This window comes from Pantoea sp. SGAir0183, from assembly GCF_043545505.1.
The window spans coordinates 969195-994035 of record NZ_CP028053.1; the positions used below are offsets into that span (position 1 = coordinate 969195).

At 54.1% G+C, this 24841-nt stretch carries 24 protein-coding genes and 6 tRNA genes; 27 read left to right on the forward strand and 3 right to left on the reverse strand.

The window, feature by feature from the left end; translation table 11 throughout:
* The first annotated feature begins 9 nt into the window (after positions 1-9).
* The 11 genes from cysN to rpoS all read left to right on the forward strand — a co-directional run bounded on the left by cysN (position 10) and on the right by rpoS (position 9125).
* A complete protein-coding gene (cysN, locus tag C1N59_RS04670; RefSeq protein WP_033739540.1) occupies positions 10-1437 on the forward strand; it encodes a sulfate adenylyltransferase subunit CysN in 1428 nt (475 codons plus the stop codon).
* Positions 1437-2042, forward strand: a complete 606-nt coding sequence (gene cysC, locus C1N59_RS04675) for an adenylyl-sulfate kinase (RefSeq protein ID WP_033739539.1) — start codon at positions 1437-1439, stop codon at positions 2040-2042. The genes cysN and cysC overlap by 1 nt, the downstream gene beginning before the upstream one ends.
* A 55-nt stretch (positions 2043-2097) precedes the next feature.
* Complete coding sequence (locus C1N59_RS04680; RefSeq protein ID WP_006120736.1) at positions 2098-2418, forward strand: DUF3561 family protein; 321 nt, start codon at positions 2098-2100, stop codon at positions 2416-2418.
* 168 nt (positions 2419-2586) lie between these two features.
* Entirely contained in the window at positions 2587-2904 is a 318-nt protein-coding gene (gene ftsB / locus C1N59_RS04685) for a cell division protein FtsB (protein ID WP_006120735.1), read from the forward strand.
* A gap of 3 nt (positions 2905-2907) precedes the next feature.
* A complete protein-coding gene (ispD, locus tag C1N59_RS04690) occupies positions 2908-3624 on the forward strand; it encodes a 2-C-methyl-D-erythritol 4-phosphate cytidylyltransferase (protein ID WP_394550370.1) in 717 nt (238 codons plus the stop codon).
* Positions 3624-4106 carry a 2-C-methyl-D-erythritol 2,4-cyclodiphosphate synthase gene (gene ispF / locus C1N59_RS04695; protein ID WP_269751002.1) on the forward strand — a complete coding sequence of 161 codons (483 nt, stop codon included), beginning with the start codon at positions 3624-3626 and terminating at the stop codon, positions 4104-4106. Before ispD ends, ispF begins: the two co-directional genes overlap by 1 nt.
* A complete protein-coding gene (gene truD, locus C1N59_RS04700; protein WP_058708940.1) occupies positions 4103-5143 on the forward strand; it encodes a tRNA pseudouridine(13) synthase TruD in 1041 nt (346 codons plus the stop codon). Before ispF ends, truD begins: the two co-directional genes overlap by 4 nt.
* A 267-nt stretch (positions 5144-5410) precedes the next feature.
* Complete coding sequence (gene surE, locus C1N59_RS04705) at positions 5411-6172, forward strand: 5'/3'-nucleotidase SurE (RefSeq protein ID WP_394550371.1); 762 nt, start codon at positions 5411-5413, stop codon at positions 6170-6172.
* Positions 6166-6792 carry a protein-L-isoaspartate(D-aspartate) O-methyltransferase gene (locus C1N59_RS04710; RefSeq protein ID WP_006120730.1) on the forward strand — a complete coding sequence of 209 codons (627 nt, stop codon included), beginning with the start codon at positions 6166-6168 and terminating at the stop codon, positions 6790-6792. The genes surE and C1N59_RS04710 overlap by 7 nt, the downstream gene beginning before the upstream one ends.
* A 164-nt stretch (positions 6793-6956) precedes the next feature.
* Entirely contained in the window at positions 6957-8081 is a 1125-nt protein-coding gene (nlpD, locus tag C1N59_RS04715) for a murein hydrolase activator NlpD (RefSeq protein ID WP_033739535.1), read from the forward strand.
* A gap of 51 nt (positions 8082-8132) precedes the next feature.
* Positions 8133-9125 carry an RNA polymerase sigma factor RpoS gene (gene rpoS / locus C1N59_RS04720; RefSeq protein ID WP_006120728.1) on the forward strand — a complete coding sequence of 331 codons (993 nt, stop codon included), beginning with the start codon at positions 8133-8135 and terminating at the stop codon, positions 9123-9125.
* Between the two features lie 69 nt (positions 9126-9194).
* Here the strand turns inward: rpoS and C1N59_RS04725 are convergent, their stop codons facing one another.
* The 3 genes from C1N59_RS04725 to mutS all read right to left on the reverse strand — a co-directional run bounded on the left by C1N59_RS04725 (position 9195) and on the right by mutS (position 13237).
* Positions 9195-9926, reverse strand: coding sequence for a 2-phosphosulfolactate phosphatase (locus C1N59_RS04725; RefSeq protein WP_394550372.1), 732 nt, complete (start codon positions 9924-9926; stop codon positions 9195-9197).
* A gap of 48 nt (positions 9927-9974) precedes the next feature.
* Complete coding sequence (locus C1N59_RS04730; protein ID WP_324029901.1) at positions 9975-10448, reverse strand: helix-turn-helix domain-containing protein; 474 nt, start codon at positions 10446-10448, stop codon at positions 9975-9977.
* Between the two features lie 227 nt (positions 10449-10675).
* A complete protein-coding gene (gene mutS, locus C1N59_RS04735) occupies positions 10676-13237 on the reverse strand; it encodes a DNA mismatch repair protein MutS (protein ID WP_173476989.1) in 2562 nt (853 codons plus the stop codon).
* A 335-nt stretch (positions 13238-13572) separates the two neighbouring features.
* On the opposite strand from mutS, the gene mltB reads away from it, so the two are divergent.
* The 16 genes from mltB (at position 13573) to C1N59_RS04815 (ending at position 24829) form a co-directional block, all read left to right on the forward strand.
* Positions 13573-14673, forward strand: coding sequence for a lytic murein transglycosylase B (gene mltB / locus C1N59_RS04740; RefSeq protein WP_394550373.1), 1101 nt, complete (start codon positions 13573-13575; stop codon positions 14671-14673).
* 75 nt (positions 14674-14748) lie between these two features.
* Positions 14749-15084, forward strand: coding sequence for a zinc ribbon domain-containing protein YjdM (locus C1N59_RS04745; RefSeq protein WP_006120723.1), 336 nt, complete (start codon positions 14749-14751; stop codon positions 15082-15084).
* A 194-nt stretch (positions 15085-15278) separates the two neighbouring features.
* Positions 15279-16055, forward strand: a complete 777-nt coding sequence (gene tam, locus C1N59_RS04750; RefSeq protein ID WP_394550374.1) for a trans-aconitate 2-methyltransferase — start codon at positions 15279-15281, stop codon at positions 16053-16055.
* Positions 16056-16160: 105 nt separating this feature from the next.
* The gene (gene pncC / locus C1N59_RS04755; RefSeq protein WP_054633241.1) at positions 16161-16655 is read left to right on the forward strand and encodes a nicotinamide-nucleotide amidase; all 495 of its coding nucleotides are present in this window, start codon (positions 16161-16163) and stop codon (positions 16653-16655) included.
* Between the two features lie 95 nt (positions 16656-16750).
* Positions 16751-17821 carry a recombinase RecA gene (gene recA, locus C1N59_RS04760; protein WP_006120721.1) on the forward strand — a complete coding sequence of 357 codons (1071 nt, stop codon included), beginning with the start codon at positions 16751-16753 and terminating at the stop codon, positions 17819-17821.
* A 114-nt stretch (positions 17822-17935) separates the two neighbouring features.
* Positions 17936-18448 carry a regulatory protein RecX gene (locus C1N59_RS04765; protein ID WP_080752857.1) on the forward strand — a complete coding sequence of 171 codons (513 nt, stop codon included), beginning with the start codon at positions 17936-17938 and terminating at the stop codon, positions 18446-18448.
* 131 nt (positions 18449-18579) lie between these two features.
* Complete coding sequence (gene alaS, locus C1N59_RS04770) at positions 18580-21207, forward strand: alanine--tRNA ligase (protein ID WP_394550375.1); 2628 nt, start codon at positions 18580-18582, stop codon at positions 21205-21207.
* A 249-nt stretch (positions 21208-21456) separates the two neighbouring features.
* A complete protein-coding gene (gene csrA / locus C1N59_RS04775; RefSeq protein ID WP_006120718.1) occupies positions 21457-21642 on the forward strand; it encodes a carbon storage regulator CsrA in 186 nt (61 codons plus the stop codon).
* A gap of 284 nt (positions 21643-21926) precedes the next feature.
* Positions 21927-22019: transfer RNA gene (locus tag C1N59_RS04780), tRNA-Ser, on the forward strand.
* Positions 22020-22027: 8 nt separating this feature from the next.
* Positions 22028-22104: transfer RNA gene (locus tag C1N59_RS04785), tRNA-Arg, on the forward strand.
* A gap of 135 nt (positions 22105-22239) precedes the next feature.
* A tRNA-Arg gene (locus tag C1N59_RS04790) sits at positions 22240-22316 on the forward strand.
* A gap of 188 nt (positions 22317-22504) precedes the next feature.
* Positions 22505-22581, forward strand: a tRNA-Arg gene (locus tag C1N59_RS04795).
* 178 nt (positions 22582-22759) lie between these two features.
* A tRNA-Arg gene (locus C1N59_RS04800) sits at positions 22760-22836 on the forward strand.
* A 178-nt stretch (positions 22837-23014) separates the two neighbouring features.
* A tRNA-Arg gene (locus C1N59_RS04805) sits at positions 23015-23091 on the forward strand.
* Positions 23092-23837: 746 nt separating this feature from the next.
* Positions 23838-24404 carry a fructose-1-phosphate/6-phosphogluconate phosphatase gene (yqaB, locus tag C1N59_RS04810; RefSeq protein ID WP_044242548.1) on the forward strand — a complete coding sequence of 189 codons (567 nt, stop codon included), beginning with the start codon at positions 23838-23840 and terminating at the stop codon, positions 24402-24404.
* On the forward strand, positions 24401-24829 hold the full coding sequence (locus tag C1N59_RS04815) for a YqaA family protein (RefSeq protein WP_006120716.1): 429 nt from the start codon (positions 24401-24403) through the stop codon (positions 24827-24829). The genes yqaB and C1N59_RS04815 overlap by 4 nt, the downstream gene beginning before the upstream one ends.
* The last annotated feature ends 12 nt before the right edge of the window (positions 24830-24841 follow it).

Consider the following 24841-nt stretch of genomic DNA (forward strand, 5'->3'; position numbering starts at 1 on the left):
AGACGCCAGATGAATACCGTAATTGCACAACAAATTGCCGAACAGGGCGGCGTTGAAGCCTGGCTGACCGCACAACAATACAAAAGCCTGCTGCGTTTTCTGACCTGCGGCAGCGTGGACGATGGGAAAAGTACGCTGATCGGTCGCCTGCTGCACGACACCCGACAAATCTACGAAGATCAGCTGTCGTCATTACAAAGTGACAGTAAACGTCATGGTACGCAGGGCGAAAAACTGGATCTGGCCCTGCTGGTGGATGGCCTGCAAGCCGAGCGTGAGCAGGGCATCACCATTGACGTCGCTTACCGCTATTTCTCTACCGAGAAGCGCAAATTCATCATTGCCGACACGCCGGGGCATGAGCAGTACACCCGCAATATGGCGACGGGGGCATCGACCTGCGATCTGGCTATTCTGCTGATCGACGCCCGTAAAGGCGTGCTGGACCAGACCCGCCGCCACAGCTTCATTTCCACTCTGCTGGGAATCAAGCATCTGGTCGTGGCGATCAACAAAATGGATCTGGTGGACTATCAGCAGTCTGTGTTCGAGCAGATCAAACAGGATTATCTCGATTTTGCCGGACAACTGCCCGACGACCTGGATATTCGTTTCGTGCCGATGTCGGCGCTGGAAGGCGAAAACGTCGCCTCACAGAGTCAAAGCATGCCCTGGTACACCGGTCCGACCTTACTGGACGTGCTGGAAACGGTGGAGCTGAACGCAGTCGTCGATCATCAGCCAATGCGGTTTCCGGTGCAGTACGTCAACCGTCCCAATCTTGATTTCCGGGGTTATGCCGGTACGCTCGCGTCCGGGACCGTAAAGGTGGGCCAGCGGGTTAAAGTGCTGCCCTCCGGCGTTGAATCGACTGTTGCCCGTATCGTGACTTTTGATGGCGATTTGCAGGAGGCGGGCGCGGGTGAAGCCATTACGCTGGTTCTCAATGATGAGATTGATATCAGTCGTGGCGATCTGCTTGTGGAGGCAAGCGCGGAACTGCGTGCGGTTCAGTCAGCCACCGTCGATGTGGTGTGGATGGCAGAGCAGCCGTTACAGGCCGGGCAAAGTTACGATGTAAAAATTGCGGGCAAAAAAGCGCGCGGTCGTGTTGAAAAGGTCATTCATCAGGTTGAGATTAACTCGCTGGAAAAACGCGAGGCGGACAGCCTGCCGCTGAATGGCATTGGTCTGGTGACGTTTACCTTTGACGAACCGCTGGTGCTCGACAGCTATCAGGATAACCCGGTCACCGGCGGAATGATTATCATCGATCGTCTGAGTAACGTGACCGTCGGGGCTGGGCTTATTCATGAGCCGCTGGCCGATAACCCCCAGCAGCACGGTGAATTTAGTGCGTTTGAACTGGAACTGAATGCGCTGGTTCGTCGTCATTTCCCGCACTGGAATGCACGCGATCTGCTGGGCGGTCAGTAATGGCCCGGCATGATGAAAATGTCGTATGGCATGACCATCCCGTCACGCGCGATGCGCGTGAACAGCAGCACGGCCATCAGGGCGTGGTGCTGTGGTTCACCGGCCTTTCGGGGTCGGGAAAATCCACCGTGGCTGGCGCGCTGGAACAGGCGTTGCACCGCATCGGCGTCAGCACCTATCTGCTGGACGGCGACAACGTGCGTCATGGCCTGTGCCGCGATCTGGGCTTTAGCGATGCCGATCGTAAAGAGAATATCCGCCGGGTAGGCGAAGTCGCAAAACTGATGGTGGATGCGGGGTTAGTGGTGCTGACCGCGTTTATCTCACCGCATCGGGCCGAGCGTCAAATGGTGCGTGATCTGCTGGATGAAGGCCGGTTTATTGAGGTTTATGTCGATACACCGTTGGCAGTCTGTGAAGCGCGCGACCCGAAAGGGTTATACAAAAAAGCCCGCGCGGGCGAATTGCGAAATTTCACCGGTATAGACAGCGTTTATGAAGCGCCGGAACAGCCAGAAATCCGGCTTAATGGGGAACAATTGGTTACAAAACTGACGCCCCAATTATTAGATCTGCTGCGCCAGCGCGATATTATCAGTTCCTGAACAGACAGCGGCAGAGCGCATTCCGTTTTGCCGCCTTCGCGTTGACAGGATATTTATGCAGAATATAACCCCCATGCTGGCACGCAAAGACTCACGTACGCCTGATGAACCGCGTTCGGTGTTACCGGGTGGTATCATTGGTTTCGTATGTTACTGGTGTGCGCTGGCCATTCCTTTCCTGTTGTACGGCTCCAGTACGCTGTTTTTCTTTCTCTACACGTGGCCCTTTTTCCTGGCGCTGTTTCCGGTTTCCGTCCTGACGGGCATGGTACTGAGTACCTGGCTGCGTGGGCAATGGATATGGACCTCCCTGATATGCGTTATCGCTGTCGCCCTCCAGTTCTGGATACTGTTCCTGTTTCTGTCACGCTGGTAACGGCGTTGATGTCTAAACGCACCAGCAGGTTACAAAAGTTTTCCGGTCTTGTGCCTTCTCATTCTTCTCCTTTTTTGCTCAGGCGAACGGCATTAGCAGGCATTTTCGCTGCCAGTGTGGAGTCCTGAGTAAAGTTATGGGATGATTGAGCCGTTTTTAGGGGGCGGGATGGGAAAACTGACGTTACTGCTACTGGTGCTGCTTGGCTGGCTGCAATATTCCTTGTGGCTAGGCAAGAATGGTATCCATGATTTTACGCGCGTCAGCGATGACGTGGCGGTACAAAAGGCGACAAACGCCAAACTTAAAATGCGTAACGATCAACTGTTTGCCGAAATTGACGATCTCAATGGCGGCTCTGAAGCGATCGAGGAACGCGCACGCAGTGAATTAGGCATGATTAAGCCGGGTGAAACCTTCTATCGTCTGGTGCCTGACCAGAACAAACGCAACGCGCAACAAGCTGCGCAAAACCAACAACGATAAAACATGAACAATCAGTCCCACTCTGCGGATGTGATTGCCGTGGTGCCCGCTGCCGGTATCGGCAGCCGCATGCAGGCAACCTGTCCCAAACAGTATCTGACGATTGGTCAGCACACACTTCTGGAACACAGTATTGCGCGTCTGTTCTCCCATCCCGCGGTTTCTCAGGTCATCGTCGCGTTAAGCCCTGACGATAATCACTTTGCCCGTTTGCCGCTGGCCAGCGATCCGCGTGTTGTGCGCGTGACCGGCGGAGAAACGCGTGCCGAGTCGGTTCTGGCGGGATTACAGGCGGCGCAGGGCGCACACTGGGTGTTAGTGCACGATGCCGCGCGCCCGTGTCTGCATCCGGATGATCTGGACCGCCTGCTGCAGTTACCAGGAAAGAGCAAAACGGGTGGCATTCTGGCGGCACCGGCCTGTGACACCATGAAGCGGGGGAAACCCGGCCAGTCAGCGATTGCGCATACGGTCGAACGTGACCATCTGTGGCATGCCCTGACGCCGCAACTTTTTCCCTACGCGCTCCTTACCGCCTGCCTGACCCGCGCCTTGAACGAGGGCGCGATCATTACCGATGAAGCCTCGGCACTGGAATATTGTGGCTACCATCCTGAACTGGTCACAGGTCGCAGCGATAACATTAAAGTTACCCGCCCGGAAGACTTAGCCCTGGCGGCTTTTTATCTTAGTCAGATTCAGTCAAAGGAGAGCGCATGATGCGTATCGGTCACGGTTTTGACGTTCACGCTTTCGGTGGAGAAGGTCCGCTGGTGATTGGCGGTGTGCGAATTCCATTTGAGTATGGTTTTATCGCCCATTCGGATGGCGACGTGGCACTGCATGCTCTGACCGATGCCTTACTGGGCGCGGTGGCAATGGGCGATATTGGCAAGCTGTTCCCGGATACCGATCCGGCGTTTAAAGGCGCAGACAGCCGCGGTTTGCTGCGGGAAGCCTGGCGCCGTATTGCGGCGAAAGGCTATCGCATCGGTAACGTGGACGTCACGATTATCGCTCAGGCACCTAAAATGCTGCCGCATGTACCCCAGATGCGCATCAATATTGCTGAAGATCTGGATTGCCATATGGATCAGGTGAACGTTAAAGCCACCACGACGGAAAAGCTCGGGTTCACCGGACGCGGCGAAGGCATTGCCTGTGAAGCGGTCGCGTTGCTGCTGAAAACGGAGTCGGCATGACGTTGCAGTACCTCCACGGTGTGCCTGGCGCGACGGGCGTGATTAAAGCCCGTCCGGAAGACTTCGAGGTGAAGGAAGACCTGGGGTACCGCCCTGACGGTGAAGGTGAGCATGTGCTGGTGCGCATTCGTAAAACGGGTGCCAATACGCGTTTTGTTGCCGAAGCCCTGGCAAAATTTATGAAAATTCCTGCCCGCGACCTCAGTTATGCCGGCATGAAAGACCGCCACGCCGTGACCGAGCAAACACTCTGCTTCCGTGTGCCGGGTAATGCGATGCCCAACCTGACAGGCTTTGCATCAGAAGGCGTCGAAATCCTTGAGGTTGTGCGTCATAAGCGCAAATTGCGCGTCGGCGCGCTGGCCGGAAACGCCTTTCGGTTGACCATACGACAGGTCAGCCAGCGCGATGACGTCGAGGCCCGCCTTAAGCAGATTCGTGAACGCGGTGTGCCTAATTACTTTGGCGAGCAACGCTTTGGGCGCAACGGCAACAATCTGCAGACGGCGTTGAAACTGGCGCGTCAGGAAATCCAGATACGTGACCGCAATAAACGTGGCCTGATGCTCTCTGCTGCACGCAGTGCGTTATTCAATCAGGTCACCAGTCTGCGTTTGCAGCAGCAGGGTAGCCTGACTCAGGTCATGAACGGGGATGCATTGCAGCTTACCGGGCGTGGCAGTTGGTTTGTCGCCCAGCCCGAGGAAAGGGAGGCATTGCAGGCGCGCGTGGATCAGCATGCGTTGCGTATCACGGCCCCCTTGCCCGGAAAAGGCGAGGCGGGGCCACAGGGCGACGCGCTGGCGTTCGAAGAGCACTGTCTGGCGGATGCCGTAGAACTGCGCGCGCTGCTGGTGCGTGAACGGGTGGAGGCCAGCCGGCGTGCCATGCTGGTGGTGCCGCGCGATTTGCACTGGCAGTGGCTGGATGACGCCACCCTGACGTTGCAGTTCTGGTTACCGGCGGGCAGCTTTGCCACCAGCGTGGTCAGAGAGCTGGTCATCACTGACGACACAGCGGATTTACCTGACGAATAAGCTACGTCCTCACCTGGCCAGTCGCGCGGGTGAGGGACGCGCTGGCGTACACGATGGGCGGCGTAGCAGGGGGCCAGCATCGCACGAAATCTTTCCTTTCAAGCAAATGTGTTACCTTTTTCCTGTCTGTGCGTTTTATTTTCGTCTACCACTTCCTCTCGCTCACCGCTAGAATGCAAAAGTCGCTGTCCAGTCATAACCTGTTGCCATGCTTCAAAACAGGTCCTTATTACGGCGACCCGGTTGAACAGAAAAGGTCAGAATTAAATGCGGATATTGCTCAGCAACGATGATGGCATCCATGCGCCTGGTATTCAGACGCTGGCAAAGGCTTTGCGTCAATTTGCCGAGGTGCAGGTGGTGGCACCGGATCGCAATCGCAGTGGTGCCTCCAACTCATTGACGCTGGAAACCCCGTTGCGCACCTTTACCCATGAAAACGGGGACATTGCGGTGCAAATGGGCACGCCCACCGATTGCGTGTATTTGGGCGTAAACGCGCTGATGCAACCCCGACCCGATATTGTGGTCTCGGGGATCAATGCCGGCCCCAATCTGGGTGATGATGTTATCTATTCCGGCACGGTGGCCGCGGCCATGGAGGGACGTCATCTGGGTTTGCCCGCCATTGCGGTTTCGCTCAATGGTCATGAGCACTATGCCACTGCGGCGGCGGTAACCTGTGCGCTGCTTAAAGCGCTGAGTCGTGAGCCGCTGCGCACCGGGCGCATACTGAACATCAATGTGCCCGATCTGCCGATGGCGGAGGTGAAAGGCATTCGCGTGACGCGCTGTGGCAGTCGGCATCCGGCCGATCAGGTGATTGCCCAAACCGATCCGCGCGGCAATCCGCTGTACTGGATAGGACCACCGGGCGAAAAACTGGATGCCGGCCCTGATACTGATTTTGCCGCCGTGGATGAAGGTTATGTGTCCGTCACCGCGCTGCATGTTGATCTCACCGCGCACAAGGCTCAGGACGTGCTGAGTCGCTGGCTGGATAACGCTGAGGTAAACCTGGTATGGTGAGTCGGCGTATCGAGACACTGTTGGCGCAACTGCGTCAACAGGGGATTCATGACGAACACCTGTTAAAAGCCATCGCCGACGTGCCGCGTGAGCGCTTTATCGATGAGGCCTTTGAGCACAAAGCCTGGGATAACATGGCGCTCCCCATCGGCTCAGGCCAGACGATTTCACAGCCCTATATGGTGGCGCGGATGACCGCCCTGCTGGAGCTCGATGTGCACTCGCGTGTTCTGGAAATCGGGACCGGTTCTGGTTATCAGACCGCGATTCTGGCTCATCTGGTTGAGCATGTTTACTCTGTCGAACGCATCAAAGGTCTGCAGTGGCATGCAAAGCGCCGTCTGAAACAGCTCGATTTACATAACGTCTCTACCCGCCACGGTGATGGCTGGCAGGGCTGGCCCTCGCGCGGGCCTTTCGATGCCATTATTGTGACGGCGGCGCCCCCCGAAATTCCGACTGCGCTGATAGCACAACTGGCAGAAGGTGGCATTATGGTGCTACCTGTCGGTGAAGAGCAGCAGGTGCTTAAACGCCTGCGCCGACGCGGCGGTGAAATCACCGAGGAAACGATTGAGCCGGTGCGTTTCGTCCCGCTGGTTCAGGGCGATCTGGCCTGATGACCGTGTTAGCATTTCTTAATAACTGTTTCATGGCACACGGTAGTTGATATTGTTACTATCCAGTCAGTTCAACGAAAATACAGCGTTTAACGTGCCACACAGTGTAATGTGCTGGTGAAAAGAGAAAGTCAGTTTTTAAAGGTTGCCACCACGGGGGATTAATGAGCACGGGAAGCACAATTTTTCAGTTACGCCGTCTGGCGGCGCTTTCACTGGTAAGTTTTTGGCTGGCAGGCTGTAGTTCAGGCGACAATACACAAGCGCCAATAAGTAATATCGGCGACGGCAGCAGCATGAATGATAACGGTAATATGGCCAGCACTGGTACTGCGCCTGTTGCCAGCGGTGTGCCGACGATGCCATCGCAGGGCGGCATGTTGAGCCGAAATACGCCTGTGCCGCAGAATAAGCCGGGAATCATTAGTACCGGTAATAATACAAGTAATGAAGTTGAAACCCAGAACGGGCGAATTGTGTACAACAGAAGTTATCAGAATATTCCCAAAGGAAGCTATTCTGGACAAACGTACACCGTAAAACGCGGCGATACCCTCTTCTATATTGCCTGGATTACCGGCAATGACTTCCGCGATCTGGCGCAGCGCAACAACGTACAGCCACCGTACAGCCTAAATGTTGGGCAAACCTTGCAGGTCGACAACGGCTCCGGCCAGCCTATTACCGGGGGCAACGCGATTACCGCGGCGGATGCATCACAAAGCGGCATCGTCACCGCACCACAAATAAAACAGGCCCCTGTTGCACAGCAGCCTGTTATTACGTATTCTGATGATTCAGGTAACTCGAATGGCAGTAAATTGTTGCCTTCGAAGGGAGCAAATGTTGCAACGACAACAGCTCCAGCCGTTACCGCACCACCGACGGTGAGCAGTACAACAAACAGTTCAACGCCTGTTGGAAGCTGGCGTTGGCCGACCGAAGGTAAGATCATCGATAACTTCTCTGCCACCGAGGGTGGTAACAAAGGGATCGATATCGCAGGTTCGCGCGGACAGCCGGTTGTGGCCACTGCTTCAGGAAGGGTGGTTTATGCAGGCAACGCGCTTCGTGGTTACGGTAATTTAATCATCATCAAACACAATGATGATTACCTGAGTGCCTACGCCCACAACGATACAATGCTGGTCCGGGAACAACAGGAAGTTAAGGCTGGGCAAAAGATCGCTACCATGGGTAGCACCGGAACCAGTTCAGTTAGATTACACTTTGAAATTCGTTACAAGGGGAAATCCGTAAACCCGTTGCGTTATTTACCGCAGCGATAATCCGGCAGAGTCCTCTGGAGTCTGCCCTGGAATCACGGGTAGGAGCCACTTATGAGCCAGAATACGCTGAAAGTAAACGAGTTACATGAGAATGCGGAATTCGAAGAGAATGGAGCAGAAATTTTTGATGAGAAGGCGCTCGTCGAAAATGACTCTGGCGACAATGATGTAGCAGAAGAGGAGTTGCTGGCGCAGGGTGCGACGCAACGTGTCCTTGACGCTACTCAGCTCTATCTTGGGGAGATTGGCTATTCTCCATTGCTGACGGCCGAGGAAGAGGTACTTTTCGCTCGCCGGGCATTACGAGGTGATATTCCTTCTCGTCGCCGCATGATCGAAAGTAACTTACGACTGGTGGTGAAGATTGCACGACGTTACAGCAATCGCGGTCTGGCCCTGCTGGACCTGATTGAGGAAGGTAACCTCGGCTTGATTCGCGCCGTTGAGAAATTTGATCCAGAACGTGGATTCCGTTTCTCAACGTATGCCACTTGGTGGATTCGTCAGACCATTGAACGGGCAATCATGAACCAGACCCGGACAATTCGTTTGCCGATCCACATTGTGAAAGAATTGAACGTTTATCTGCGTACTGCGCGTGAACTTTCTCACAAGCTCGACCACGAGCCGAGTGCGGAAGAGATTGCAGAACAACTGGATAAACCGGTTGATGACGTAAGCCGTATGTTGCGTCTCAACGAACGTATTACCTCAGTTGATACTCCTTTAGGGGGCGATTCTGAGAAAGCGCTGCTGGATATCCTGGCCGATGAAAAAGACAACGGCCCAGAAGATACCACGCAAGACGACGATATGAAGCAAAGTATCGTTAAATGGCTGTTCGAACTGAACGCCAAGCAGCGCGAAGTGCTGGCTCGTCGTTTCGGCCTGTTGGGCTATGAAGCGGCAACGCTTGAGGATGTTGGCCGTGAGATCGGTTTAACCCGCGAGCGTGTGCGCCAGATTCAGGTTGAAGGTTTGCGCCGTCTGCGCGAAATCCTGCAAGGTCAGGGCCTCAGCATTGAAGCACTGTTCCGCGAATAAGCTGAACACGGCACGTCAACAGAAAGCGATGGGTAACCCCCATCGCTTTTTTTTGTTTGTTATTTACGCTTAAGCCTGTCCGGCAAAATACTTCCCTGTCAGAAAACAGGGCTGACGGGCGGCATCTTTTGTCAGGCAAAGCGTCACATCGTCCGGAAAGCCTCTTTGTATCAGCTCGACTGCGGACGCGCAGTGAAACAGTGCCGCGAAATTCTGGGCCTGATGAGCGTGCCAGGCGGCGACAGCGGTCTGCGCTTCAGGTGAAAGCGTGCGTTGTGCCAGCGCGGCAATGATTCCCCCCGCTACCACATAATCCTCAATACAGGGGCGAAGGCTCCCGTCTGGCCAACGTTCGCCACAGGGGACAATCAGAATACGGCTGAAGGCGCGGCAGGCTTCGGCCGTTGCGGTCAGGTTTCTCAGGCAGCCTGTCAGCACGGGGACGCCCCGTTCCCGCGCCCTGAAGCAGGTTGCGGAGCCATTAGAAGAGGGCAGCACCAGTTTTTCATCCGGACGAACACTGAGTAACGTTCGCGGTGACAGACTGTAGCCCTCGCCACTGAATCGCCTGTCGCTGTTAGCCGCGATGGCACCGACGGACTGCGCATACTGCGTGACAGAGTGATCTTTCCAAGGATAAGGATAGACGCGCGCCCCGTTCTCCACTGCCACGCTGACACAGGTAGAAAAGGACATCACGTCAATAATCACGATGATATCCACGTCCCCGGCAAGATGATCAATGGCCGGGATCCCCCATTCCAGACGAACAGCAAACGCGTCCTGACGATACCAGTTCATAGGCTTTTCCCGCAGTGTGGTGTAACAGAGATGTGCAACCGGCGGAAGTTAGCCCTGCCTGCGCAATAATTTTTGCAGCCGTTTTTGCTGCCAGCGGCGGATCGCATCCTTAAATATAAACAGACGTAATGCTCTGACGAGCAGTAAGGCGCCCCAAATGGCGGCGACCCAGAGTGACCAGCGGTCATTGGGCGCCGTAAAGTAGTTCAGGACATACAGCAATGCGCATACCACCACAGCGCTAAACAGAGAACGGTAAAACCGGCTCTCGGCAGCGAGCTGCTGGCGGGCGTCAGAAATGTAGCTGTCCAGCGCTTCACCGTTATTCGCAGGGGCATCGGTCAGATCGGTCACGTTAATCTCAAACACGGCCGCCAGTGCGCTCAATGTTTCCAGGCTGGGCGGATCCCCGTTTTCGATGCGCTGTATGGTTCGGGTGCTGAGGCCGGCCATTTCAGCCAGTTGTTCCTGTGACCAGGCACGTGCCAGACGATATTCTCTGACGTTGTTCAGGTTACGCATAATGAGTCTCCGAAAGAGTAAACAATCGGTTTGCAGCATCGCCGGTAAGTGTCGACAGAAACACGATCGCAGCACGACAGGCACACGACAGCATTATGACACCGCTTTATCAGCCTGTAATCGCGTAAAGCGGTAGCAGAAGGATGCGCCAGCAGGGATAAAGAAAGCGGGCACAGAGAAATGCGTAACGGGAAGTCCGTAGCCGCCCCGCGAAAGGGCGGCCGTCATCAGACCAGTGCTTTAAGGCGGTAAATCCAGTCCAGCGCCTGGCGCGGTGTCAGCGTATCGGGATCCAGTGCTTCCAGCGCTTCTACGGCGGGAGACGTTTCTTCCACCAGCAACGGCAACTGCGAGCCGTCAACGTTTGAGGTTGCGGATTGACTGGAAACCGTTTCGAGCTCTTTCAGCTTATTACGCGCGCGTTTAATCACCTCTTTTGGCACGCCAGCCAGCGCGGCCACGGCCAGCCCGTAGCTTTTACTGGCGGCACCGTCCTGCACACTGTGCATGAACGCAATCGTATCGCCATGTTCTACCGCATCCAGGTGAACGTTAACCACGCCTTCCAGTTTCTCAGGCAGGGTCGTCAGTTCAAAGTAGTGCGTTGCAAACAGGGTCATCGCTTTGATTCGATTCGCCAGATTTTCCGCACAAGCCCAGGCAAGCGACAAGCCGTCATACGTAGAGGTGCCGCGGCCGATTTCATCCATCAGGACCAGGCTGTTTTCTGTCGCGTTGTGCAGAATATTGGCCGTTTCCGTCATTTCGACCATAAATGTCGAGCGGCCGGAGGCCAGATCATCTGCTGCGCCCACACGGGTGAAGATACGATCCAGTGGACCAATGACCACTTCTTCGGCGGGAACGAAACTGCCGATCCAGGCCATCAGCGCGATTAACGCAGCCTGACGCATATAGGTACTTTTACCGCCCATATTCGGGCCTGTGATGATCAACATGCGGCGTTGTGGTGCCAGCGAGAGCGGGTTGGCGATAAAAGGTTCTTTCAGGACCTGCTCCACTACCGGATGGCGGCCGGCGGTGATTTTAATCCCGGGCTTGTCGTGCAGCGTGGGACGGCAGTAGTTTAGCGTCCATGCGCGTTCCGCGAGGTTACTCAGTACATCCAGTTCGGCCAGCGCCGCCGCACTTGACTGTAACGCTTCAAGGTGCGGCAGCAGCAGATCAAACAGGCCTTCATACAGGCTTTTCTCCAGCGCCAGTGCTTTGCCCTTTGACGTCAGGACCTTGTCTTCATACTCCTTCAGCTCGGGAATGATATAGCGTTCAGCATTCTTAAGAGTCTGACGGCGGACATAGTGAATAGGCACCTGATGGCTCTGACCCCGGCTGACCTGAATGTAATAACCGTGCACGCCGTTAAAACCGACTTTCAGGCTGTCCAGACCGAGTTTTTCACGTTCGCGGATCTCCAGGCGATCCAGATAATCCGTCGCGCCATCCGCCAGGGCGCGCCACTCGTCCAGCTCAGCGTGATAACCCGGGGCGATCACCCCGCCATCTCTGATTAATACCGGTGGGGATTCGACAACGGCCTGCTCAAGCAGTGTGCGCAGGTCGCTAAAGTCACCTATCTGGGTACGCAGGGTTTTCAGGTGGGCGGACCCGGCGTTTGCCAGCAGATCGTTGAGTTCCGGCAACTGCTGAAACGCATGGCGCATGCGCGCCAGATCGCGTGGACGCGCCGTGCGTAGCGCCAGGCGGGCCAGAATACGCTCCAAATCACCGACCTGGCGCAGAACGGGCTGAAGCACGTCGCTCAGCGCCTGCAGCTCGGCGATTGATTCCTGTCGTTTCGCGATGACGCTGCTGTCACGCAACGGCATATGCAGCCAGCGTTTTAGCATCCGGCTGCCCATTGGCGTGACGGTTTTATCCAGCACCGCGGCTAAGGTGTTCTCGGTACCGCCTGCAAGGTTTTGGGTAATTTCGAGATTACGTCGGGTGGCGGCATCCATGATGATGCTGTCCTGCTGACGTTCCATGCTGATGGCGCGGATATGTGGCAGGCTGGTCCGTTGGGTATCTTTGACATACTGCAGCAGACAACCCGCCGCGCGCAGGCCGAGATGGGCCTGCTCCACACCAAAACCGTTTAAATCCCGCGTACCAAACTGCAAAGTAAGCTGCTGACGCGCGGTATCAATTTCAAATTCCCACAAAGGACGACGGCGCAGACCACGACGCTGATCGATGAGCGACATCGGCGAAAAATCTTCCGGGTAAAGGAGTTCGGCAGGATTGGTTCGCTGCAGTTCGGCTGCCATGGTTTCCAGATCCATGGGCTCACTCAGACGAAACCGGCCTGAACTGATATCCAGCGTGGCATAACCATAGCCGCGCGCACCGTGCACCACAGCGGCCAGCAGGTTATCCTGCCGCTCCTGCAAGAGTGCCTCATCACTGATCGTGCCTGGGGTAACAATGCGGACGACCTTACGTTCGACCGGCCCTTTGCTGAGCGCCGGGTCGCCAATTTGTTCACAGATGGCGACCGACTCACCGAGTTGCACCAGCCTCGCCAGATAATTTTCAACCGCATGATGCGGGACACCGGCCATAGGGATCGGTTCGCCCGCCGAGGCACCGCGCTTGGTTAAGGAAATGTCTAATAACTGAGAGGCGCGTTTCGCATCGTCGTAAAACAGCTCATAGAAATCGCCCATGCGATAAAACAGCAGGATGTCAGGATGCTCGGCCTTGAGGCGTAAATACTGCTGCATCATTGGCGTATGGGTGCTCAAGTCCATTTGCTCTGCTTTTTTCATCTCATCTTTACTCAAGGTTGACTCTTCCTTTTGCCCGTCACGGTCAAGGTGGTGGTTTAACAGAGAGACAGACAGGGACGTCTGTACCGTGCAGGAATCTTACCAGTTTACGGCTTCTGCATCATCAGGGTTGCCACGGCGAGTCATGAACTTAACAAAGCCGCGGGGTGACAGAAAGCGCGTCAGTAAAGGGAGGCCTCAGCGTTCGGGCCACTTCACAAAACGTGCCGATGCAGCGGTAAAAAAAGCGATTTTTTATACGATCACGTTTGTATGTCTTCCTGCTGAACGATTAACATTAACATCCCTGGTCTGGCTTGTTATATGGATATCCAATGCGTTCTAAGCTTGCTCTTCTTCCGCTTTTTGCCCTGCTTGCCGCCTGTAGCAGTAAGCCACACACTTCGCAGCCGCAGCCGCAGCCGCAGCCTCCTGCGGAACTGATTGCGCCGAAAGGCGGATTTTTACTGGAACCCGCACATGCGGTTCAACCGATGTTTGGTGATTTCGCCAGTAACCCTGTTGCAGAACAATTTATTGATAAAATGGTGGCGAAGCACGGCTTTGACCGTCAGCAACTGCACGCCATCATCGGCCAGGCAAAACGACTGGATTATGTCCTGCGTCTGATGGATCGCCAGGCTCCCTCGTATACACCACCAAGTGGGCCTAACGGGGCCTGGATCCGCTATCGCGATAAGTTTATTACGCCGGATAACGTACAAAATGGCGTGGCGTTCTGGAATCAATATCAGGATGCTCTGCAGCGCGCGCAGCAGGTCTATGGCGTTCCGCCGGAAATTATCGTCGGCATTATTGGCGTCGAAACGCGCTGGGGCCGTGTTATGGGCAAAACCCGTATTCTGGATGCACTGGCTACGCTCTCCTTTGATTATCCACGCCGTTCTGCCTATTTCAGCAGCGAACTGGAAACCTTTTTGCTGATGGCGCGTGATGAAAAAGACGATCCACTCGATCTCAAAGGATCGTTTGCCGGTGCGATGGGCTATGGCCAGTTCATGCCATCGTCCTACAAAGCTTACGCTGTCGACTTCAATGGTGATGGCCATATTAATTTATGGGATCCGGTCGATGCGATAGGCAGCGTCGCGCACTATTTTCAGCAGAATGGCTGGCGTCCTGGCGAGAATGTGGCCGTGCCGGCCAGCGGCCAGGCACCGATGCTGGAGAATGGCTTTAAGACCCGTTACAGCGTCAGTACGCTGGCCGCGTCAGGACTTTCTCCCCAGGGTCCGCTGGACGGCAATGATCAGGTCAGCCTGCTGCGGCTGGATTTAGGCACCAGTTATCAGTACTGGTACGGTTTACCTAACTTCTATGCCATTACGCGTTATAACAACAGCACGCATTATGCGATGGCTGTGTGGCAGTTGGGTGAAGCGGTCAGCAAGGCGCGCAAGGGCTCGCTGTTTTAATACTACCCTTATTAACTGTAAGGCTATATGATGGCGGCCCTGTATTTTGTGCCGCCGTTATTATCTGGAGTCGTTATGTCTTTACCTGCTTGTCCCGTTTGCCAGGCTGATTACACCTGGCAGGATGCTGAGAACCTAAACTGTCCGTCGTGTGGTCATATCTGGACGCAAGCTGAAGGCAGCGACAGCGCTCAGGAACAGGTCGTTCGCGATGCTAACGGCAATATACTGGCAGATGGCGACAGCGTAACGGTTGTCAAGGATCTCAAGGTGAAGGGCAGCTCTTCTGTGCTGAAGATTGGCACCCGCGTGAAGAGTATCCGGCTGGTAGAAGGCGACCACAATATCGATTGTAAAATTGACGGATTCGGTCCGATGAAGCTGAAGTCTGAGTTTGTCAAAAAGAACTGATGGTATTGGGCGCCCAGCGCGCCCGATTTCATGTGTCCTCACGTCGCCCTGATGCGTTACCGGTACTCACCGGCCCTGCCACAATCCGTTCACAGCTCCCCGGACATTATCCCTTTTGTTGCCTGAACGGGCACTTTATGCGTATTTATACGTCTATGTTCTGTGTGTCCGGAGCGCATGAGAGGTGAAACGTTATGCAAGACTGGGATCCCACGCTGTATCGCAAGTTCGAAGCCGAAAGAACACGACCGGCTCAGGAATTACTGTCCAGAATCAGGGTTGAAGATGTCCGTTTCGTTACCGATCTGGGGTGCGGCCCCGGCAACAGTACCGAGCTGCTTGTCGATGCCTGGCCACAGGCGCAGATTACGGGCCTCGACAGTTCTGCTGCCATGCTGGAGCAGGCGCGTGAACGTCTACCACAATGCGCATTTATTCAGGCTGATATCGCCACCTGGCAGGCCGCGATTCCACAGCAGGTTATCTATGCGAATGCCTCGCTACAGTGGCTGGGCGGTCATTCTTCGCTCTTACCACATCTCGTAAATCAGCTGGCACCCGGCGGTACGCTGGCCGTCCAGATGCCTGATAATCTGGATGAGCCTTCACATCAGTTAATGCGAGATGTGGCCACTTCCGGGCCGTGGCGTGACAAAATCAGCGCGCAGGCGGCCGAGCGCAAGCGATTACCTTCAACTGAACACTATTACGATGTGCTGACAACGACCGGGTGTGCCGTTGATATCTGGCGGACCACCTATTATCACGTTATGGATAATGCCCAGGCCATCATCCACTGGTTGAAAGCCACCGGGCTGCGTCCGTTTCTTGCGCCACTTAGCGTATCTGAACAGGAACAGTTTCTGGCCGCCTATCACCAGTGCCTCATGACCGCGTATCCGGCGCGGCAGGACGGCAAGGTCTTACTGGCGTTTCCCCGGCTTTTCATGGTGGCGACACGTAATCGCTAAAATATCTGGATAGTCACACGCAATTTCTGCATTGCTTTACCCCAGGCGCTTGAAAAAGGGCAGGGCTTGCACCATGTTCAGTACTCGTTGACAGGGAGCGACAAAATGAATGATTCGCAGTTGCAGACGTTGAGTACGCAGATTGGTGAGGCGCTGAAGCAGCGTAATGCTACGGTGACCTGCGCCGAATCCTGCACCGGCGGCTGGATCGCCAAGGTGTTTACGGACATCAGTGGAAGCTCGGCCTGGTTTGAACGGGGATTCGTGACCTACAGTAATGAAGCCAAGCAGGAATTAGTCGGCGTCAGTGCCGCCTCACTGGCGCAATCTGGCGCGGTCAGTGAAGCCGTAGTGCGCGAAATGGCTGTCGGTGCCCGGCAGCAGGCGCGGGCCGATTACGCCATTTCCGTGAGCGGCATTGCTGGCCCGGAGGGGGGCAGTGAAGACAAACCCGTGGGAACGGTGTGGTTTGGCTTTGCCGGCCCCGACGATATTGTCATGGCTTTTCGCCAGCAGTTTGACGGTGACCGTGATGCGGTGCGCCGTCAGTCGGTTGCCTGGGCGCTGCAGACATTGGCCAGTAAATTTCTGAAAAATTAAACTTGATACTGTATGACTATACAGTATAATTATTCGCAACAGAAAGTGCACAGGCACCATGTGTGCGTGTTTACCCGGCATGATTAGGAGTAGAAATGGCAATTGATGAAAACAAACAGAAGGCTTTAGCTGCCGCGCTCGGCCAGATTGAGAAGCAATTTGGTAAAGGCTCCATCATGCGCTTGGGTGAAGACCGCTCAATGGATGTGGAAACCATCTCAACAGGCTCCCTGTCACTGGATATCGCATTAGGTGCGGGTGGATTGCCGATGGGCCGTATCGTCGAGATCTACGGTCCTGAAGCCTCGGGTAAAACCACGCTGACGCTGCAGGTGATTGCTGCCGCACAGCGTAAAGGTAAAACCTGTGCCTTTATCGATGCTGAACACGCACTGGATCCGGTCTACGCCAAGAAACTGGGCGTTGATATCGATAACCTGCTGTGTTCACAGCCCGATACGGGTGAACAGGCGCTGGAAATCTGTGACGCGCTGGCGCGCTCCGGTGCCGTTGACGTGATTATCGTCGACTCCGTTGCTGCCCTGACACCAAAAGCCGAAATTGAAGGCGAAATCGGTGACTCACATATGGGCCTGGCGGCGCGTATGATGAGCCAGGCGATGCGTAAGCTGGCCGGTAACCTGAAACAGTCGAATACGCTGCTGATCTTCATCAACCAGATTCGTATGAAAATTGGTGTGATGTTCGGTAATCCGGAAACCACCACCGGCGGTAACGCACTGAAGTTCTACGCGTCAGTTCGCCTTGATATCCGCCGTATTGGCGCCATCAAAGAGGGTGACAACGTCGTCGGTAGTGAAACCCGCGTTAAAGTGGTTAAGAACAAAATTGCTGCGCCCTTTAAGCAGGCTGAGTTCCAAATCATGTATGGCGAAGGGATCAACACCTTTGGCGAGCTGGTAGACCTCGGTGTGAAGCACAAGCTGATTGAAAAAGCGGGTGCCTGGTACAGCTATAAAGGCGATAAAATTGGTCAGGGTAAGGCAAACGCCAGCAACTTCCTCAAGGAAAATGCGGCTGTCGCGAACGAAATTGACCTGAAACTGCGCGACATGTTGCTCAACGGCGCTGAGCAAAACGACGCAGCGGACTTCTCCGCTGACGACGTTGAGAATGCAGCCAGCGAAGCAAACGAAGACTATTAATGCCTGAAACGGGAGCAGAGAAATCTGCTCCCGTTTGACGTTAACCTCTCACTTGCCTTTCCTCTTTCCTCCTCTGCCTCCATACTCTCTTTCCGTTTGTTAAAGGTGCGCAGTATGTCTGAACAACCTCAGCCACACGTTATCTCTTTTTCACGCCTGCTCGATCGGGCAATGCGCCTGCTGGGTCAGCGCGATCACAGTCGCGAAGAGCTCAAACAAAAACTGCAGTTATCTGCCCAGCGCAGTGCGTGGATAAAACAAAAAGAACCTGAAATTATCACTCCCGAGCTGTTGGAAAGGGTCATCAACTGGTGCAGCGAAAATGGCTGGCTGAACGATGAGCGCTTCACAGAGCGATTTATTCAGAGCCGCAGCCGTAAAGGCTTTGGCCCACAACGGATCCGGCTTGAGCTGGGGCAAAAGGGCATAAGCCGTGATGCGATTGATCTCGCCATGGAAGAGACGGAGATCGACTGGTCAGCCTGCGCAGCGGAACTGGCAGAAAAGAAATTTGGCCATCCGTTGCCGACCGAATGGAAAGAAAAAGCAAAAGTGCAACGCTATCTGCATGCAAAAGGCTTTCTGAGTGAAGATATTCAGCAGGTTTTCAGAAATTTTGACGACTAAAGGCCGATGTGATTTTACTTCCCTCCGAAGAATATTTATCTTACCCCTTTTGGTTCCTTAAGCTTGCTGCCGTGATAACGCGGTACGCCTGATAAAGAAGGACCTTTCGTTAGCGTGATTCCAGGATATATATGAGCAAGAGCACTGCTGAGATCCGTCAAGCGTTTCTCGACTTTTTCAATAGTAAGGGACATCAGGTTGTAGCAAGCAGCTCCCTGGTACCGAACAACGATCCGACGTTACTGTTTACTAACGCCGGAATGAACCAGTTTAAAGATGTGTTTCTCGGTCAGGACAAGCGTGACTATACCCGCGCCACCACGTCGCAGCGTTGCGTTCGTGCGGGCGGGAAGCATAACGACCTTGAAAACGTCGGTTACACCGCACGCCATCACACCTTTTTTGAAATGCTGGGCAACTTCAGCTTCGGCGACTATTTCAAAAAAGAAGCCATTGCCTATGCCTGGGAACTGCTGACCGGTGACCAATGGTTCAGGCTGCCGAAAGAGCGCCTTTGGGTTACTGTCTATGAAACCGATGACGAAGCGTTCGACATCTGGGCCAATGATATTGGTGTTCCGCGCGAACGTATTATCCGTATTGGCGACAACAAGGGCAGTGCTTACGCGTCAGATAACTTCTGGCAGATGGGGGACTCGGGTCCTTGTGGTCCCTGCACCGAGATTTTCTACGATCATGGCGATCATATCTGGGGCGGACCGCCAGGCAGTCCTGAAGAGGACGGCGATCGTTACATCGAAATCTGGAACATCGTCTTCATGCAGTTTAACCGTCAGGCGGATGGCACCATGCTGCCATTACCTAAGCCGTCGGTAGATACCGGAATGGGGCTGGAACGCATCACGGCGGTCCTGCAACATGTGAATTCCAACTATGAAATCGATCTGTTCCAGAAGCTGATTAACGCGGTTGCTGAGGTCACTGGTGCGACCGATCTGAGCAATAAGTCGTTGCGCGTTATTGCCGATCATATTCGCTCCTGTGCATTCCTGATTGCGGATGGCGTGATCCCGTCGAACGAAAACCGCGGTTATGTTCTGCGCCGTATCATTCGTCGTGCAGTGCGTCACGGCAACATGTTGGGTGCGAAAGAGGCGTTCTTCTACAAACTGGTTGCGCCACTGATTGAGGTGATGGGGGCGGCTGGCGAAGAGCTGCAGCGCCAACAGGCTCAGGTTGAAAATGTTCTGAAGAGCGAAGAAGAGCAGTTTGCGAAAACGCTGGAGCGTGGCCTGGCCCTGCTTGATGACGAACTGGCTAAACTGAAAGGCGATACGCTGGATGGTGAAACTGTCTTCCGTTTGTACGATACCTTTGGTTTTCCTGCCGATTTAACGGCCGATGTCTGCCGTGAGCGTAATCTCAAAATTGACGAAGCCGGTTTTGAAAAAGCCATGGAACAACAGCGTCAACGGGCCCGTGAAGCCAGCGGCTTCGGCGCTGACTACAGCAATGTCATCCGCACAGATGCGGCCTCATCCTTTAAAGGCTATGACCAACTGGACCTGGCCGCGACGGTGAAAGGGCTGTTCGTCGCAGGTGAAGCGGTTGACGTCGTTTCGGCAGGGCAGGATGCGGTGGTAGTGCTGGATGAAACGCCTTTCTATGGCGAGTCGGGTGGTCAGGTTGGCGATACCGGTGTGCTGAAAGGCAATAACGTTGAATTCCAGGTTCAGGATACGCAGAAATATGGCCAGGCAATTGGGCATATTGGCAAAGTGAGCAGCGGTCAGCTGCGCATTGGCGACCGCGTGGAGGCGGTGGTTGATGAAGCACGTCGTGCACGTATCCGTCTGAATCACTCCGCAACGCACTTAATGCATGCTGCATTGCGTCAGGTGCTGGGTGAGCACGTCGCACAGAAAGGCTCTCTGGTTAACGATAAATACCTGCGTTTTGACTTCTCTCATTTTGAGGCCATGAAACCTCAGGAGATTCGTCAGGTCGAAGACATTGTGAACGCGCAAATCCGTCGCAACTTACCGGTAGAAACCGACGTGATGGATCTTGAGGCGGCGAAGGCGAAAGGCGCAATGGCGCTGTTTGGCGAGAAATATGACCAACGCGTGCGTGTACTGACCATGGGCGATTTCTCTGTTGAACTCTGTGGTGGTACGCACGCTGCACGTACGGGGGATATTGGTCTGTTCCGTATTCAGGCTGAATCGGGTAGCGCAGCCGGTATTCGCCGCATTGAAGCGGTCACGGGTGAAGCAGCACTGGCGCAGGTTTATGCCCAGAGCAGTCAGTTACAGGACATTGCTCAGTTGGTGAAAGCCAACAGCAGCAACCTGAATGACAAAGTGCGTGGGCTGGTTGATCACGTGCGGTCGTTGGAAAAAGAATTACAGCAGTTGCGCGATCAGCAGGCGGCGCAGGAAAGTGCCCAGCTTGGCAACAACGCCATTGATGTGAAAGGCGCGAAGCTGCTGGTAACGGAGCTCAGTAACACCGATCCAAAAATGTTGCGTACTATGGTTGATGATCTTAAAAATCAGCTGGGTTCGGCCATCATTGTTCTGGCCACTGTCGCTGAGGGCAAAGTGTCATTGATTGCTGGCGTAACAAAAGATCTTACCGACCGCGTAAAAGCGGGAGAGCTGATTGCTGAACTCGCCCCGAAAGTGGGCGGGAAAGGCGGTGGTCGACCTGATATGGCGCAGGCAGGTGGCAGTGATGCTACGGCACTGAAAGGTGCGCTGGCAGGTGTTGAAGGATGGGTTTCGAGCCGTCTGTGATGAAATAAAATAATTCATCGTAGCAAGCGTCAGAACTGGTGTTCCGGCGCTTTTTAATACGGTGTTAAATTTGCTAGTGACAAAGTCGGGTTGATGTAGCGTATTTCGGCTAAACTATTTATCAGCAGAATGTATTGGCGCGTTGATGTGCAATGGTGTATTTCTCATAACCTGTGTACAGCGTTAAGTGATGGATAACGCCGGGAAGCTGTATGAGCCCGACTCTTTTAATCTTTCAAGGAGCAAAGAATGCTTATTCTAACTCGTCGAGTTGGTGAAACCCTCATGATTGGCGATGAGGTGACTGTAACGGTGCTGGGCGTCAAAGGTAACCAGGTCCGTATTGGTGTTAACGCACCCAAAGAAGTGTCTGTGCATCGCGAAGAGATTTACCAGCGCATCCAGGCCGAAAAAACGCAACAAACTAACGTCTGACAGATTCTGCGTCTCGCACCTGTGCGAGACGCTCCCCTTTTTCCTCCCGCCGCTTAATTTCCTTTTTTCTGTTTATCGCTCATTTTTGTTAACTTCATCATCTTTCATTGTTGATTATTCACTCTTTTTGCCGTCATTTTGTCCCAATTGCCTGTCATTTGTGCAAACAGAAAAAACCTTCCGAAAAATTGTTTGACTTATAAGTCCGGGAAAGTAATATGTGCGCCACGCAGTGCCGATGAGCGGAAACAAAGTTCAGAAGCACAGTTCGGAAGAACGCGTAAGGTGAGGTGGCCGAGAGGCTGAAGGCGCTCCCCTGCTAAGGGAGTATACGGTCAAAAGCTGTATCGAGGGTTCGAATCCCTCCCTCACCGCCATTTCCGATGCATCCGTAGCTCAGCTGGATAGAGTACTCGGCTACGAACCGAGCGGTCGGAGGTTCGAATCCTCCCGGATGCACCATATCGTTAAATATGGACACGTTGATGCAAGGCTACGCGCCAGCAGAGAACGGTATCGGAACAGAGTTGTAAAGTGAATTAGCAATTCCTTCATGGTGAGTCGTTAGCACCCTGCGTTGTACAAGAATTTCATAATGCATCCGTAGCTCAGCTGGATAGAGTACTCGGCTACGAACCGAGCGGTCGGAGGTTCGAATCCTCCCGGATGCACCATACTTTCCAGTATGGACGTGTGTTCCTGGTCTGTAAGACATTTAATCTGTCAGTCAGAACCAGGGAGGATAACGTTGCGACAGCAACGGCCCGAAGGGTAAGGCGCCAGCCAAATCATTCTCCCGGATACACCATTCTTCGTATTATCCCCAGGTTGATTTCTGCCGTTCCATAAAAGATTTCTAAATGCATCCGTAGCTCAGCTGGATAGAGTACTCGGCTACGAACCGAGCGGTCGGAGGTTCGAATCCTCCCGGATGCACCATACTTTTCAGTGTGGACGTGTGTTCCTGGTCTGTAAGCCATTTAATCTGTCAGTCAGAACCAGCATTGCGTCAGCAACGGACAGAAGGGGAAGGCGCGAGCCGAATCATCCTCCCGGACGCACCATTCTTCGTATTATCCCCAGACTGGCTTCTGCCGTCCCATAAAGCTTTCTAAATGCATCCGTAGCTCAGCTGGATAGAGTACTCGGCTACGAACCGAGCGGTCGGAGGTTCGAATCCTCCCGGATGCACCATACTTTTCAGTACGAACATGTGTTCCTGGTCTGTAAGCCATTCAGCCTGTCAGTCAGAACCAGCATTGCGTCAGCAACGGACAGAAGGGTAAGGCGCGAGCCGAATCATCCTCCCGGACGCACCATTCTTCGTATTATCCCCAGACTGGCTTCTGCCGTCCCATAAAGCTTTCTAAATGCATCCGTAGCTCAGCTGGATAGAGTACTCGGCTACGAACCGAGCGGTCGGAGGTTCGAATCCTCCCGGATGCACCATACTTTTCAGTACGAACATGTGTTCCTGGTCTGTAAGCCATTCAGCCTGTCAGTCAGAACCAGGGAGGATAACGTTGCGACAGCAACGGCCCGAAGGGTAAGGCGTCAGCCGAATCATCCTCCCGGATGCACCCTACTTTTCAGTACGAACATGTGTTCCTGGTCTGTAAGCCATTCAGTCTGTGAGTCAGAACCAGCGTTGCGTCAGCAACGGCCCGAAGAGTAAGGTCCCGCCGAATCATCCTCCCGGTATACCGAGATTAATCTTCAAACGCCTTCTCTCTGCGCTCCACCTGACAGTCCACACAACCTCGCCACGCGTGCAAAACGCAAAAGCAAGGATTGTCGTCGTGTATTTCATTCAACGTCTTCCTGGTGCAGCAGGTGCGTAACATCCAGCCTTACCGTCGCAATCCAGAACGCCAACTTAACCGTTTTAGTCATAAACATAGTATTGAATTTCTCTCGATCAGGCTGATTTTGTAGGGAATATCGTGTTTATCGCGACGTAAACTTTCTGTCCCGGATGGCAGGCACTTCGGCTTTCTTAACATAATGCTTACGTTCTGCTTTCCTGCTAAAACCATTGGAAATTCGAAGGGTTACAGGCTTTCCATCACGATCACCTTTATCTGAAAACTAAAATAGCTAATGCTTTCAAAGCATTTGCTGTTCATCCCGCCTGGCGACAACCTACGCACATTCAGCTAAAGTAGTGGCTCATTTGTTGGAGGTCCTCTGTGACAATCTACGATCAATACGACGCCCTGATTTTCGATATGGACGGGACTATTCTTGATACAGAACCGACACATCGAAAAGCGTGGCGTCAGGTGCTGACGCGTTATGGCTTAACGTTTGATGAAGCGCGCATGATGGATTTCAATGGTGCGCCATCATGGCGGCTGGCGCAGCTAATTGTCGAAACCAATAACGCCGATCACGATCCTTATCTGCTTGCCGCAGAAAAAACGGCGGCAGTGAAAGCGATGCTGCTGGAAAATGTCCAGCCGCTTCCGTTAATGGACGTCGTTAAGGCTTATCACGGACGTCGACCTCTGGCTGTTGGCACCGGTAGCCAGCACGCCATGGCAGATGCACTTCTTAATCATCTGGGTGTCAGAGATCTCTTCTCGGCGGTGGTGGGGGCGGATGACGTCGAGCACCACAAACCGGAGCCCGAGACGTTCCTGCGCTGTGCGGCATTACTGGGCGTTGAACCGGCGCGTTGTGTGGTATTTGAAGACGCAGATTTTGGCGTACAGGCAGCGAAAGCCGCAGGTATGGCCGTGGTTGATGTCCGTCTGCTGTGAGCGAGACGCTGGCATATCTGTCTTTATTGAGCAGCAGCTTTCTTAGTGCGACGCTACTTCCGGGTAGTTCAGAGGCGCTGTTGGTTGCATTGCTGATCGCGAAAAGCGCATCAGTTTACGGGTTGATTGGAGTCGCATCGTTAGGGAATACCCTGGGTGGCTTGACCAACATAATTTTGGGTCGCTTATTGCCGTTAAAACGTCAGGGGCGATGGCATGAAACAGCAATGGCATGGTTGCAGCGGCTTGGGCCGGCGGCTTTGTTATTGAGTTGGTTGCCGGTAGTGGGTGATTTGCTCTGCGTGCTTGCAGGCTGGTTGCGTTTTGCCTGGCTACCCACTGTGCTGTTTCTGGCGATTGGCAAAACTCTGCGTTACATCGTTATTGCGACCGCCACATTACAGGGCATGGAATGGTGGCATTGATTCGTACAGATT